Source organism: Knoellia sp. AC549, from assembly GCF_979258975.1.
This window is the reverse complement of record NZ_OZ409890.1, coordinates 1,226,574-1,239,043: the sequence shown is the minus strand read 5'-3', so window position 1 is coordinate 1,239,043 and position 12,470 is coordinate 1,226,574. Positions and strand designations below refer to the sequence as shown.

Here is a 12,470-nt window from a genome sequence, read left to right as displayed (position 1 = left end):
AAGTGATACCCCGGGGTGACGTCGGGTTCACTCCCTCGTATGACGACCTGGCGGCGGCCGCTGCCTACTGTTGAGGGCATGGTCGGAAGCAGAGTGGTCGGAGCGGGTGGGCGGGCGGTCCGCCGGCTGGCGCAACCCCTGTGGCGGGGCGCTCGAGCGCTGACCCGTCACACGGACCTCGTGCTCGGACTCCTGGCGCTCCTCACCTTCATCGTCACCTGGTCGACGATGAGCATCACCCACGACGTGCCGATCTCGCTCATGCCCGTCCTCGCCCTCTGCGTGGCCTTCCCCGTCGTCCTCCTGCGTCGGACACCGTTCGTCGCCTGGGTCTTGGCAGCGGTGATGTCGACCACGTGGTGGGCGCTGGTCCCGGAGCTTCCCGGCTGCGCCGATGCCGTGGCCCGTCATGCAGTTCCTCGTCCTCATCGCTTCCGTCTTCGCGGTGGGACTCTGGAGTGAATGGCGCGAGATCCCCGTCGTCACAGCCGTGACGGCAGCGATCTGCATCCTGTTCCTCCCGGACGACCTCAAGCCGTGGGGGCTCGGTCAAGCGCTCGTCATGGGCGTCGCGCTGCTGGTGCGCTGGCTCGTCATCTCGCGTCGACAGATCGCGGTGCAGCAGGACGAGGTCGAGACCGAGCGCGCTCGCCGGGCCGTCGTCGAGGAGCGCAGCCGCATTGCGCGCGAGCTCCACGACGTGGTCGCGCACCACATGTCGATGATCGTCGTGCAGGCCCAGAGCGCCCCGCTGAGGCACAACCTCTCGGATCCGCAGGTGGTCGGCGAGTTCGCGGCCATCGAGGGTTCGGCGCGGCAGGCGCTCACCGAGGTGCGCTCCGTCCTCGGGGTGCTGCGGGACGAGCGCGGCCCGGTCGAGACGGCTCCGTTGCCGGATCTCGCGCAGCTCCCGTCGCTCGTCAAGGCGTCCAAGGCGGCGGGTATGCCGCTCACCTCCCGACTGCGTGTCGACGCGTCCAGGGTCCCCCCGGGCACGGCCCTCGTGCTCTATCGCGTGGCGCAGGAGTCGCTGGCCAACGCGGCCCGGCACGCCCCCGGCGCTGCGGTCGAGCTGACGTTGGAGGAGGACTCCGGCTGGGCCCGGCTCATGGTCCGCAGCTCACCACCGCCCGCGCCCGCCGTCGCGAACGGCGCCGGCGTCCGGGCCGACGGTCGTGGAGCCGGCGCAGAGCGCGAGCAGGACGGCAACGACGCAGGTGGCGGGAACGGCATACCGGGCATGTTCGAGCGGGTTCGGGCGGTGGGCGGCACGTTCGAGGCGGAGCCGGTGGGAGAAGGCTTCGTCGTCATCGCGACCGTCCCGCTCACCGGCCGCCCCCGAGTCGCCGGACTAGGTTGAGCGCCATGATCACAGTGGTCATCGTCGACGACCAGGCGATGGTGCGGCAGGGGCTCGGGGCGCTGCTCAACGCCCAACCCGACCTCCAGGTCGTCGGTGAGGCGGCCAACGGGGCCGAGGCCGTGCGTGAGGTCTCGAGGCTGCGCCCCGACGTCGTCCTCATGGACGTGCGCATGCCGGAGGTCAACGGGTTGGACGCGGCGGCCACGATCCTCGCCTCGCCCAGTCCCGACCGACCGCACGTGCTGATGCTGACGACGTTCGACGTCGACGACTACGTCTATGAGGCGCTGCGCATCGGGGCGAGCGGGTTCATGCTCAAGGACGCGCCCGCCGAGGAGCTGGCGCGGGCCGTCCGGGTCGTGGCAGCGGGAGATGCGCTCCTCGCGCCCTCGGTGACCAAGCGGCTGATCGCCGAGGCGACGAGGTCGCGCTCGGGCGTGCCCAAGGACTCGCCGCGGCTGCGTGACCTGACGCCGCGTGAGCTCGAGGTGCTGGAGCTCATCGCGCGAGGGCTCTCCAACACCGAGATCGCGACGCGGCTCTTCGTCGCCGAGCAGACGGTCAAGACCCACGTGTCGCGGGTGCTCGCCAAGCTCGGCCTGCGGGACCGGGCGCAGGCCGTGGTCTTCGCCTACGAGCACGGGGTGGTCAGCGCCGGCTGAACCCGACCGAGAGTGGTGGACGTGCCGGCGTCGGCGCGCTAGGTTTTGTTCATGCAAACAAAACCTTCGGCGACCTCGCAGGGTCGACGCCTGCAGATCGTCGAGGCGGCGACCCGGGTCATTGCGCGCGAGGGCCTCTCCAAGGCCGCGTTCACCCGGATCGCCGCCGAGGCGGGACTCTCCAGCCCGGGCATGATCAGCTACCACTTCGCCGACAAGGACGAGCTGTTCACCCTCCTCGCCGAGCTGCACGTCGCCTCGCTCACCGAAGCGTTGGTGCGCGCCGTCGACGGCGCGCCGGATGCGCGAGCCGGCCTCGCGGCATACCTCAGGGCGTTCATCGGGTGGCAGGACGCGAACCCGAACGCGGTGGGGGCCCTGTGGCGCCTGGCGTCCGGGTGGAAGGCGCCGGGCAGGGACCAGGCCTTTGACGAGACGCCTCTGGTCGAGCCGCTGCTGCGTGCCCTCGATGAGGGGGTTGCGACAGGCGTCCTGCGTGACGTCCGCACGGCCTGGGTGGCGCACACGATCCTCTGCGCGGTCGAGGGCTTCCACGAGGTCATCGCTGCCAACCCCGGCCTCACTGCCGACGCCTATGCGGAGGAGCTCGTCGCGCTCTTCGTGGGAGGACTGGAGATCCGGTGACCCAGGTGACCCGCCCGCGGGGACATGAGGCGTATGCCGCGGCAAAGGCTCGTGCGCTCGGTGACGTTCGCGGCCGTGTCCTCGAGATCGGCGCCGGTGACGGGAGGAACTTCGACCTGCTCCCGAGCGGCATCGAGTGGGTGGGCCTCGAACCGTCGCGGGGGCGGCGCCGAGCCCTGCAGCGCAACGCTGCCGCTCATGGTCACCATGCCGCGGTGCTCGACGGGGTCGCCGAGGCGATTCCCCTGGCGGACAGGAGTGTTGACGCCGTGGTCGCGACGGTGGTCCTGTGCAGCGTCCGTGACCAGAGGCAGTCGCTCGCCGAGATCGCCCGGGTGCTGAAGCCGGGTGGGAGAGCAGTGCTGGCCGAGCACGTGGCGGCACCGGACGGGACCGCGCGCCGCCGGCTCCAGGCAGCGGTGGCGCCGTTCTCCCGCATGTTCGACCACGGGTGCGACCCTACGCGCGACACCGAGGAGGCCGTGCGACGAAGTGCACTGCGGCTCACCGCTGTCGAGCACTTCGAGCTGCCCGTGCTCGCTCGCCTCACCGTCCCGTTCGTCGTCGTCGAGGCCGTGTCCCCACCGTCCCCCGCCCCCGAGTTCTTGCCGACCGGCAAGGAGTTCCACCCCATCGAGAAGGAGAGGCAATGCCGCAGTACTTCCTGACCATCCCCCACGACTCCGAGACCGAACCCACGATGGAGTCGATGGCGGAGTCCGACCCCGGCGAGCTCGAGGCGGTGATGGCCGCCGTGGACGACTTCAACGCCGCACTCAAGGACTCCGGCCAGTTCGTCCACGCGGCCGGGCTCCACCCGCCGTCGTCCGCCGTGACCGTCGACGCCAGCGGCGGGGGCACCGAGCGAGTGGACGGACCCTTCGTCGAGGCATCCGCCTACGTCGGAGGCTTCTGGATCGTCGAGACGCCTGACCGCGAGACCGCAGTGGGTCACGCCGAGACGATCTCGAAGGCCCTGTCCACCCGCATCGAGGTGCGCGAGGTCCAGTGACCTGAGGTCCGGCCCGCGTCCGCGCCGACGTCGCCCGTCGACCGTCGGCGCGGACGCGCGAGGCGGCAGGTCTACCGTGACGCCATGAGCCTCCTGACCCGGAAGGTCTCGGCCACCCTGTCGCAGAACCTCACTCGCCTCGCCCTGGGCGCGTTCATGACCGGCGCCGGGCTGCTGCACCTCACCGTCGCGCGCGAAGAGTTTCAGGCGCAGGTGCCGGCGTGGGTTCCCCTGGACGAGGACCTCGTCGTCCTCGCGTCCGGTGTGGCCGAGATCGCGCTAGGTCTGGCGCTGCTGGCCCTGCCGCGGCACCGGCGTCTGACCGGGCTGGCCCTGGCAGCGTTCTATGTCGCGATCTTCCCGGGCAACGTGGCGCAGTACGTCGACGGCGTCAATGCCTTCGGCCTCGACACGGACACCAAGCGGCTGGTGCGCCTCTTCTTCCAGCCCGTGCTCATCGGAGCGGCCCTGTATGCCGCCGGGTTGCCCGAGCGTCGCGGCTCGACTGATGAGTCTTAGGGATTCTTTGCTGGTCCGCTCCTGCCCGGTGTCGGGGATGTGGGCCATCCCGCGCGTGCATGACCCCGGTTCCCCGACACCCGGGGGTGATTCCGCGGTGGCTCAGACGGTGCGGTGCGCGAGGTTCTCGCGCTGGACGCGGCCCAGCCCGGCGTAGAGCAGGCAGACCGCAGCGACCCAGACCGCGATGACGAACCACCCGTTCGTGGGGAACTGCGTTGCGCCCCAGACCATCCCGCCGATGAGCACGGTGCCGAGGATGAGGGGGAAGGCGTACCAGACGGCGACCGTCTGAGGGCTCGGCACCGGGTTGAACTGGCTCACCGGCGGCCGTCCGCGGTAGGCCGCGAGGAGGCTTCCACCAGCGAGGAAGACGGTCGTCATGACCAGCCACGGCAGGACCGCTCCCAGGTCGGCCCCGACGGCGATGCCCGTGATGCAACCGGCGAGCACTGTGGTGACGAGGTGGACCGTGCCGGGGACGAGGAGGTGTGCGGCGGCGGCGCGGACCGGGGGAGCACCGAAGAGGGGAGGGGTGCCGACCGTGTCGGCCTCGAGCCGCAGTCCCTCGGACAGTGCGCCGAAGCCGAGGTGGCTCACCAGTCCGGCGACGAACCCGACGAGCGGCGGGACGGCCGTGCTGCCCAGGGTTGCCCCCAGGGCGGCACCCGCCGCAGCGCAGAGCAGCAGACCCACGACCCCGGCAGCAGGCGAACGTCGCAGTCCGAGAACGTCTCTCGCGACCAACGTCAGGATCGGACCGCGATGCCGCAGTCGCAGGTCGCGACCCCGGGTGACGGGTCGGGCAGCCTCGAGACGAACGGCTCGCAGGTCGCCGGCCTGGACTCCGCCGACGATGCGGTTGGACCGAGCCGACTGGGTGCGCAGGTCGTGGACCGCGAGCCGTCGCACCTCGCGCACCCACCACGGCCCGTGCCCGGGTGGTGGTGGCGGAGAGAGCCGGGACTGGCCGACGAGCCAGGCAGTCCCGGCCAGCAGCCCGACGAGCAGGCCGACGACGAGCCCCACCGGCAGGATCCACCAACCCGCGGCCCGCGCACCGGCGAAGGCGGCACCCACCACCAGCCCGGACAGACCACCGGCGAAGAGCGCTGCGAACAGGGAGTAACCGAACCACGACCGCAGGCTCGCCCAACGGTCGATCGACGAGGCCACGACGTGGTCGACCCACGGGACGGGGGCGACGACCGGCCCGCGCACCCGCCCGGCCTCCCTCGCCGCGACGGCCACGGCGGCCACGACCACGACGAGGACCAGCGCCGACCAGGGTGAGCGCAGCGCCGAGGCCATCGCCTCGCGGTCGGCCGCGATGACGAGGGCCCGCAGCAGCGGGAAGCCGTAGAGGCCGACGACGATGACGGCGACGTACGCGGCATACGCCACCTCCTTGCGGGCGGGGCTGCCACCCGGCCCGTGGAGGACGTGGACGGTGTCGGCCAGCCGTTCGGCGTCCGTCACGTCTGTCGCACTCATCCGGGTCAGCCCTCGGCGGCGACGAGGTCGACGACCTGGTCGGCCCGGCCGGCGGTCACCCGCTCGGTGATGATCGGGTCGTGGCACGCAAGGACCACGGTCGTCCCCGCGTCGCGCCGGGAGGCGATGAGGTCCGCGACGAGGGTCCGCTTGGACGTGTCGAGCCGTTGCTCGGGCTCGTCGAGGACCAGCACGGACCCGGGCCGGAACAACGTCAGCGCCAGCCGGAAGAGCTGCGTCTGGCCCGACGACAGCTCATGGGGGAAGCGGCCGCCCAGCTCACCGATGCCCAGGTCGCCGAGCGCGGACGCCACCCGGTCGTCAGAGGTGTCGGCGTCCCCGGCCCACGTGGCGTCGAGGAGCACGAGATGGTCGCGCAGGGTGAGGTCGCGATAGGTGGCGGGTGCTCCGACGAGAGCCGCCACGGCAGCGCGCACCACCGGGTCGCGCTCGTCCGCGGCGGCGTCGCCCACGAACGCCGTGCCCGTGGTCGCGGGCAGCACCCCGATGAGGATCCGCAGCAGGGTCGTCTTGCCGGAGCCGTTGGGCCCGCGCAGCACGAGGCAGGAGCCACTGGGGGCGGTGACCGAGACCGGCGCGAGCAGGGTGGCCGGGCCGATCACCTTCGACACGCCTTCGGCTCGGACATCCATGAGGGGCACGGTAGCGACCCTGTCCACAGGCGCCCCCACGCGGCATACCGGCTGTCGTTCACGGCGACTAGGTTGGACGCCGTGAGCACCGCCCTGTACCGCCGCTACCGCCCCGAGACGTTCGCCGACGTCATCGGGCAGGAGCACGTGACGGAGCCGCTCATGCAGGCCCTGCGCACGGAGCGCGTCAACCACGCCTACCTCTTCAGCGGTCCGCGTGGCTGTGGCAAGACGACGAGCGCCCGCATCCTGGCCCGCTGCCTCAACTGCGAGCAGGGCCCGACGCCGACACCGTGCGGCGAGTGCGACTCGTGCGTGGCCCTGGCCCGTGGGGGCGCCGGGACCGTCGACGTCATCGAGATCGACGCCGCCAGCCACGGTGGGGTCGACGACGCGCGTGACCTGCGCGAACGCGCCAGCTACGGCCCGGCGCAGAGCCGCTACAAGATCTACATCATCGACGAGGCGCACATGGTGACGCCGCAGGGCTTCAACGCGCTGCTCAAGATCGTCGAGGAGCCGCCGGAGCACGTGAAGTTCATCTTCGCGACGACCGAGCCCGAGAAGGTCATCGGGACCATTCGATCTCGCACGCACCACTACCCGTTCCGGCTCGTGCCGCCGGGGCAGCTCACCGAGTACATGGAGCGGCTCTGCGTCTCCGAGAAGGTCGCGGTCGCGCCGGGCGTGCTGTCCTTCGTCGTGCGCGCCGGGGGCGGGTCGGTGCGTGACTCCCTGTCGGTGCTCGACCAGCTCATCGCCGGGTCGAGCGACGAGGGGCTCACCTACGAGTCGGCGGCCGCGCTGCTCGGGTTCACCGACAGCGAGCTCCTCGACGCCGCGATCGACGCCTTCGCCGCAGCTGACGGCGCCGGGGCGTTCTCGTCGATCGAGCGGGTCATCGAGAGCGGGCTCGACCCGCGCCGCTACATCGAGGACCTGCTGGAGCGCCTGCGAGACCTCATCGTCGTCGCGGCCGTACCCGACGGCGCCTCGGCCGTCCTGCGGGCCCTGCCTCCGGACCAGCTCGAGCGCATGCGTCAGCAGGCGGCGGCGTTCGGCCCGGGTGCGCTCTCCCGGGCGGCTGACATCGTCAACGCCGGCCTCTCCGAGATGACGGGCGCCACCGCGCCCAGGCTCCAGCTCGAGCTCATCGCCGCGCGCCTGCTGCTGCCCGGCGCTGCCGGAGAAGCCGGGTATGCCGCCCGCCTCGACCGTCTCGAACGTCGCCTCGACGTCGGTGGAGTTCCGAGCGCCGCCGCTGCCTCGCTGCCCACGGCGCCCGTTCGCCAGCAGGCGCCGTCGCTGCCGGTCCAGCGGTCGCCCCAGGTGCAGCAGCCACCCCAGATGGATCAGTCCACCCAGGTGCAGCAGCCAGAGCCGTCGGTCCGGTCGGTCGAGCAGTCCGAACCCGTCGCCCCCGCGGTTCAGGCATCATCCCAGCCCGACCGCCAGGCGCCGAGGCAGAGCATCCCCGCCCCGGCGTCGGTCGTTCCCGAGCGACCCGTCGACGAGCCGCCGGACCTGGACGAGCCGGACTTCATGGAGCCCGAGTTCATCGAGCCCCAGGCGCCTCCGTCGGCCGCGCCGCGGGACCGGTCGCAGCCGGTCGTGCCGGCACCGCGAGGAGTGGAGCCGGCCCAGCAAGCCGTGGAGCCGACCCAGCAGCCCCAGTCGTCGGGCCCGCAACCCCCGGCTCCGTCGTCCGCCGGTGCCGGACCTTCCGCCCAGCCGACGCCTCCCGCCCGCCCCGGCGGCCTCGACACCGCGGCGATCCGCCGATCCTGGCCCGACGTCCTCGCCAAGGTCTTCGAGCTGCGTCGCACGACCTGGACCTTCGTCTCCGAGCATGCGCAGGTCATCGACTACGACGGCGAGCGCCTGCTCCTCAGCATCTCGACGACCGGCCTTGCCAACACCTTCCGCAGGGGACCGCACGCGACCTACGTCCAGCAGGCGCTCATCGACGTCCTCGGCATCGACGCCCGGGTCGAGGGCGTGCCGGCCGACGGTTCCGACCCCTCGGGTGGGGTTCCCGGGGTGGCGACCATCGACCCCACGCGCCCCGACCCGGTGCGCGCGCCCCGGGCCGAGACGCCCCGCCCCGCAGCGGCGCAGCAGTCACCACAGGCGAGGGCTGAGGCCAACGGCGCGGCAGCGCACGGCGAGCCGGACCGCGGGGGCGAGCCGGCGGCATACGTGCCGAGTCAGCCGCCCACGACGCAGGCCGCGTGGGGGAGCGGAGCCGCCGACAGCGCGACCGCACCCGCGTGGGCCGGCGGAGACGGTGAGGCCGCGGCCGTGGCCAGCCCCTTCGCCCGGGCCAAGGAGACGGTCGCGTCCGAGCCGGACCCTGAGACGCCCGTCGCTGACGACTCCGCGATGAGCGAGGATGACGAGGACATCGAAGGCCTCGGCGAGGTGGGTGTCCCCGTGATCGAGCGAGTCCTCGGCGGGAAGGTCATTTCCGAAGAGGACGCATGAGCACCTACTACTGGGTCGGCCGCACGGCGATCATGTCGCTCTCCCACGCGGTGTGGCGCCCCAAGATCCACGGCAAGGACAACGTCCCCAAGGAGGGTGGCGTCCTCCTCGCGAGCAACCACCTGTCCTTCATCGACAGCTTCGCGATCCCCGTCGCGGCGCCGCGCAAGGTGTCCTTCCTCGCCAAGCACGACTACTTCACGGGCACCGGGCTGCGTGGTCGCTTCGTCCGCGGGTTCATGGAGGCCGGCGACGCGATCCCGCTCGACCGCGACGACTCACGCGGCGCCCAGGCATCGCTCGACCTCGCGCTCGAGGTGCTCAGGGCCGGCAAGGCGTTCGGCATCTATCCCGAGGGCACGCGCTCGCGCGACGGCCGGCTCTATCGCGGTCGCACCGGTGTCGCGTTCCTGTCGCTCACCGCTGACGTGCCGGTCGTGCCCGTCGGCCTCATCGGCACCGACAAGGTGCAACCCGTCGGGGAGCGAGGCCTGCGGCTCGCCGACGTCACCATCTCGTTCGGCACCCCGATCCTGCCCTCGGCGTATGCCGGCCTGCCCGCCGGTCGCGCTCGGCGTCAGCTCACCGACGACGTCATGGACTCGATCGCCGCGCTCACCGGCCAGGAGCGCGCCGACGGCTACAACGAGCGGCCAAGCACCGACCCCGACGACTGACCCCAGTTCTTGCTCCCCACGAGGGAAGGTTGCGGATCTGGAGGGGGGACTCTCTCTCCGGGTCGGAGGGTTGTCTCCAGTCGCCATTCATCCCGCGCGGCGGAAGCCAGTGACGGCCGGGTGGCCTAGGCTCGGGGTGTGTACGAAGGCGCAGTGCAGGACCTCATCGACGAACTCGGACGACTCCCGGGCGTCGGTCCCAAGAGCGCGCAGCGCATCGCCTTCCACCTGCTCCAGCAGGACGCGATCGACGTGCAGCGCCTCGTCGACTCCCTCACGCAGGTCAAGGCCAAGGTCCGCTTCTGCACGATCTGCTTCAACATCGCCGAGGCCGAGCAGTGCCGCATCTGTGCCGACCCGCGGCGCGACCTGGCGAGCATCTGCGTCGTCGAGGAGCCCAAGGACGTCGTCGCCATCGAGCGGACCCGCGAGTTCCGCGGGCGCTACCACGTGCTCGGTGGCGCGATCAGCCCCATCGACGGCATCGGCCCCGACGACCTGACCTTCCGTGAGCTCATGACCCGCCTGGCCAGCTCCGAGGTCACCGAGATCATCATCGCGACCGACCCCAACCTCGAGGGAGAGGCGACGGCGAGCTATCTCGCGCGCTTCCTCAAGGGGATGGACATCCGGGTCACCCGCCTCGCCTCCGGGCTGCCCGTCGGCGGCGACCTCGAGTATGCCGACGAGGTCACCCTGGGCCGCGCCTTCGAAGGACGGAGGCTGCTCGATGCCTGACCAGGTCACTCCTGAGAACGCGGCAGCCTCCGGCGCCGCCGACCCCGAGCTCCTCTCCGACCTGCGCGCGCTCGCCGACGACTCCGCCGCCGAGGCCCGCACCTACCTCGCCACCGTCGCCGACATCGCCTCCGGCGCCAACCCGGCAGCAGCCCTCCCGCTCGGACTGCTCGCCCTGTCGCAGGTGCTCGTCATGGGTGCACGCCTCGGCGCGATCGAGGACATCGTCCCGGAGGACCGGTTCGAGGTGGACCCGGGCCCGGACGTCGAGCTGGACCCGCTGCGCGAGAACCTCACCAACCTGCTCGAGGGCCTCGACGACTACGCCGACATCGTCGACCCCGTGACCGAGCCCGAGCTGACGACCGGCTCGATCTCGAACGACCTCACCGTCGTCGCCTCCGCCCTGGCCCACGGCCTGCGCCACCACGAGGAGGGCCGGATCTTGGAGGCCCTGTGGTGGTGGCAGTTCAGCTATCTCTCCGACTGGGGCGAGCGCGCCGCGAGCGCCCTGCGCGTCCTCCAGGCCCTGCTTGCGCACATCCGCCTCGACGCCGACGCCGACGCCGTCGCCGAGGCGGAGTTCGACGCCCTCCACCCGTAGTCGGAGCCACTCGCGGCCGCAGGTGGTCACGGAGCCACCCATCAGGGAGGTGGACGCTGCGTCTCTTCGGTGCCACCGTGGACGCATGATCCGGGCCGTGGAAGCCGACTACCTCGTGGTGGGCGCCGGCGCCATGGGGATGGCCTTCGCCGACGCGGTCATCGACCACTCCGACGCCCGTGTGGTCATGGTCGACCGACGCCACGGCGTGGGTGGCCACTGGCTCGAGGCCTACCCCTTCGTCCGCCTCCACCAGTCCTCTGCGTTCTACGGTGTGGCGTCGACGATGCTCGGTGGTGGGGCGCTGCAGGAGAGCGGACCCGAGGCTGGGCTGCAGGAGCGTGCGACCCAGCCGGAAATCACTGCCTACTACGCCAAAGCACTCGACCGGCTGGTGAAGTCGGGTCGGCTCGAGTTCTTCCCCAACAGCGACCACGTCGGCGACCGCATGGTGGTGTCGCGCATCTCCGGTGACAGCTTCGAGGTTCCGCAGGCGTGCCGCATCGTCAACGCGCACTACCTCGCTCCCAGCATCCCGGCCGAGAAGCCGGCGCCGTTCGACGTCGGCGACGGTGCCCGCGTGCTTCCCGTCAACGACCTCGCTCGCCTTGACGAGGCGCCCAGCGAGTACGTCGTGGTCGGCGCAGGGAAGACCGCAACGGACACGTGCATCTGGCTGCTGGCGAGAGGTGTCGACCCGGACGCCATCTGCTGGGTGCGTCCCCGCGAGCCGTGGATGCTCAACCGGGCGCGGGTCCAGCCGGACCCGGCGATCTTCCTCGGTCTCGCGGCCGACATCCTCCAGTCGGCCGCGGGGGCCCGCACGCACGACGAGTTGTTCCTCCGCCTGGAGGACGCCGACGTGATGATGCGGATCGACCGGTCCGTCATGCCGATGATGGCCAAGGCGCCGACGCTGGCGAAGTGGGAGCTCGACCAGCTGCGAACCCTGGAGAACGTCGTGCGGCACGGGCACATCAAGGCCGTCGCCCGTGGTCGGCTCGACTTCGCCGACGGCTCGGTCCGGGTCGCCGACGACGCGATCGTGGTGCACTGCGCAGCGGACGGGCTGAAGTACGCGCCACTCGTCCCGGTGTGGCGCCCCGACGTCATCACCCTGCAACCGGTCAGGCCCGGCTTTCCGTCCTTCGGAGCCGCCATTGCCGGGTTCGTCGAGGCCAGCCGTAGGTCCGACGACGAGAAGAACAGGGTGTGTCCGCCGTCGAACTACGGCAACTCGAGGGCCGACTGGGCTCGCATGTTCTTCCGGGGCAACCGGGCGGCCATGGCGTTCTCTGCCGAGCCCGACGTCAAGGCGTGGGTGGACGGGATCTCCCTCAACCCCACCCGGGTCCCCCCGGGTTATCCGGCATCTCAGGCCCTGGACGATGCGCGCGAGCGTCTCGCCGCGCACACACCTGCGGGCATGGCCGGCCTCGCCGAGCTGGGTGCGCCGACGGAGCTGCCGTAGCGCGCAGGCCCGACGAGCGATGCAGAAATGGGTGAGCCGACCACCCAGGGGTGGTCGGCTCACCAGCTCGTGGCTCTCTCGGGCTCAGACCATCTCGACAACCCAGGTGCGCGACCGGCATACGGGCGTGAGCTCGGACGCCCAGGCT

At 71.5% G+C, this 12,470-nt stretch carries 14 protein-coding genes; 12 read left to right on the top strand and 2 right to left on the bottom strand.

The features are described 5' to 3' along the window. The first annotated feature begins 78 nt into the window (after positions 1–78). The 7 genes from ACZZ98_RS06000 to ACZZ98_RS05970 all read left to right on the top strand — a co-directional run bounded on the left by ACZZ98_RS06000 (position 79) and on the right by ACZZ98_RS05970 (position 4,201). Positions 79–462, top strand: coding sequence for a hypothetical protein (locus tag ACZZ98_RS06000; RefSeq protein ID WP_463515390.1), 384 nt, complete (start codon positions 79–81; stop codon positions 460–462). Next, the gene (locus ACZZ98_RS05995; protein WP_463515389.1) at positions 395–1,360 is read left to right on the top strand and encodes a sensor histidine kinase; all 966 of its coding nucleotides are present in this window, start codon (positions 395–397) and stop codon (positions 1,358–1,360) included. The genes ACZZ98_RS06000 and ACZZ98_RS05995 overlap by 68 nt, the downstream gene beginning before the upstream one ends. Positions 1,361–1,365: 5 nt before the next feature. Next, entirely contained in the window at positions 1,366–2,025 is a 660-nt protein-coding gene (locus ACZZ98_RS05990; RefSeq protein WP_463515388.1) for a response regulator, read from the top strand. A gap of 51 nt (positions 2,026–2,076) precedes the next feature. Next, on the top strand, positions 2,077–2,670 hold the full coding sequence (locus tag ACZZ98_RS05985) for a TetR/AcrR family transcriptional regulator (RefSeq protein WP_463515387.1): 594 nt from the start codon (positions 2,077–2,079) through the stop codon (positions 2,668–2,670). After that, positions 2,667–3,338, top strand: coding sequence for a class I SAM-dependent methyltransferase (locus ACZZ98_RS05980; RefSeq protein WP_463515386.1), 672 nt, complete (start codon positions 2,667–2,669; stop codon positions 3,336–3,338). The genes ACZZ98_RS05985 and ACZZ98_RS05980 overlap by 4 nt, the downstream gene beginning before the upstream one ends. Next, the gene (locus tag ACZZ98_RS05975; protein WP_463515385.1) at positions 3,320–3,682 is read left to right on the top strand and encodes a YciI family protein; all 363 of its coding nucleotides are present in this window, start codon (positions 3,320–3,322) and stop codon (positions 3,680–3,682) included. The genes ACZZ98_RS05980 and ACZZ98_RS05975 overlap by 19 nt, the downstream gene beginning before the upstream one ends. Before the next feature lie 84 nt (positions 3,683–3,766). Further along, on the top strand, positions 3,767–4,201 hold the full coding sequence (locus ACZZ98_RS05970; RefSeq protein ID WP_463515384.1) for a DoxX family protein: 435 nt from the start codon (positions 3,767–3,769) through the stop codon (positions 4,199–4,201). 102 nt (positions 4,202–4,303) lie between these two features. On the opposite strand, the gene ACZZ98_RS05965 is transcribed toward ACZZ98_RS05970, so the two are convergent. Together ACZZ98_RS05965 and ACZZ98_RS05960 are read right to left on the bottom strand one after the other, a co-directional pair. Continuing rightward, positions 4,304–5,695, bottom strand: coding sequence for a hypothetical protein (locus ACZZ98_RS05965; protein WP_463515383.1), 1,392 nt, complete (start codon positions 5,693–5,695; stop codon positions 4,304–4,306). Between the two features lie 5 nt (positions 5,696–5,700). Next, positions 5,701–6,348, bottom strand: a complete 648-nt coding sequence (locus ACZZ98_RS05960) for an ABC transporter ATP-binding protein (protein ID WP_463515382.1) — start codon at positions 6,346–6,348, stop codon at positions 5,701–5,703. Positions 6,349–6,429: 81 nt separating this feature from the next. On the opposite strand from ACZZ98_RS05960, the gene ACZZ98_RS05955 reads away from it, so the two are divergent. The 5 genes from ACZZ98_RS05955 to ACZZ98_RS05935 all read left to right on the top strand — a co-directional run bounded on the left by ACZZ98_RS05955 (position 6,430) and on the right by ACZZ98_RS05935 (position 12,322). Continuing rightward, on the top strand, positions 6,430–8,832 hold the full coding sequence (locus tag ACZZ98_RS05955; RefSeq protein WP_463515381.1) for a DNA polymerase III subunit gamma and tau: 2,403 nt from the start codon (positions 6,430–6,432) through the stop codon (positions 8,830–8,832). Then, entirely contained in the window at positions 8,829–9,509 is a 681-nt protein-coding gene (locus ACZZ98_RS05950; RefSeq protein WP_463515380.1) for a lysophospholipid acyltransferase family protein, read from the top strand. The genes ACZZ98_RS05955 and ACZZ98_RS05950 overlap by 4 nt, the downstream gene beginning before the upstream one ends. A 138-nt stretch (positions 9,510–9,647) precedes the next feature. After that, the gene (gene recR, locus ACZZ98_RS05945; RefSeq protein WP_463515379.1) at positions 9,648–10,247 is read left to right on the top strand and encodes a recombination mediator RecR; all 600 of its coding nucleotides are present in this window, start codon (positions 9,648–9,650) and stop codon (positions 10,245–10,247) included. After that, positions 10,240–10,851 carry a DUF5063 domain-containing protein gene (locus ACZZ98_RS05940; protein WP_463515378.1) on the top strand — a complete coding sequence of 204 codons (612 nt, stop codon included), beginning with the start codon at positions 10,240–10,242 and terminating at the stop codon, positions 10,849–10,851. The genes recR and ACZZ98_RS05940 overlap by 8 nt, the downstream gene beginning before the upstream one ends. Positions 10,852–10,936: 85 nt before the next feature. Continuing rightward, positions 10,937–12,322 (top strand): NAD(P)-binding protein, encoded by a 1,386-nt coding sequence (locus tag ACZZ98_RS05935; protein ID WP_463515377.1) that lies wholly within the window; start codon positions 10,937–10,939, stop codon positions 12,320–12,322. The last annotated feature ends 148 nt before the right edge of the window (positions 12,323–12,470 follow it).

Excerpts from the sequence above, each read along its gene's own strand:
- ACZZ98_RS06000 (WP_463515390.1), top strand. The coding sequence starts at position 79 with ATGGTCGGAAGCAGAGTGGTCGGAGCGGGTGGGCGGGCGGTCCGCCGG.
- ACZZ98_RS05995 (WP_463515389.1), top strand. The coding sequence starts at position 395 with ATGCCGTGGCCCGTCATGCAGTTCCTCGTCCTCATCGCTTCCGTCTTC.
- ACZZ98_RS05990 (WP_463515388.1), top strand. The coding sequence starts at position 1,366 with ATGATCACAGTGGTCATCGTCGACGACCAGGCGATGGTGCGGCAGGGG.
- ACZZ98_RS05985 (WP_463515387.1), top strand. The coding sequence starts at position 2,077 with ATGCAAACAAAACCTTCGGCGACCTCGCAGGGTCGACGCCTGCAGATC.
- ACZZ98_RS05975 (WP_463515385.1), top strand. The coding sequence starts at position 3,320 with ATGCCGCAGTACTTCCTGACCATCCCCCACGACTCCGAGACCGAACCC.
- ACZZ98_RS05970 (WP_463515384.1), top strand. The coding sequence starts at position 3,767 with ATGAGCCTCCTGACCCGGAAGGTCTCGGCCACCCTGTCGCAGAACCTC.
- ACZZ98_RS05965 (WP_463515383.1), bottom strand. The coding sequence starts at position 5,695 with ATGAGTGCGACAGACGTGACGGACGCCGAACGGCTGGCCGACACCGTC.
- ACZZ98_RS05960 (WP_463515382.1), bottom strand. The coding sequence starts at position 6,348 with ATGGATGTCCGAGCCGAAGGCGTGTCGAAGGTGATCGGCCCGGCCACC.
- ACZZ98_RS05950 (WP_463515380.1), top strand. The coding sequence starts at position 8,829 with ATGAGCACCTACTACTGGGTCGGCCGCACGGCGATCATGTCGCTCTCC.
- ACZZ98_RS05940 (WP_463515378.1), top strand. The coding sequence starts at position 10,240 with ATGCCTGACCAGGTCACTCCTGAGAACGCGGCAGCCTCCGGCGCCGCC.
- ACZZ98_RS05935 (WP_463515377.1), top strand. The coding sequence starts at position 10,937 with ATGATCCGGGCCGTGGAAGCCGACTACCTCGTGGTGGGCGCCGGCGCC.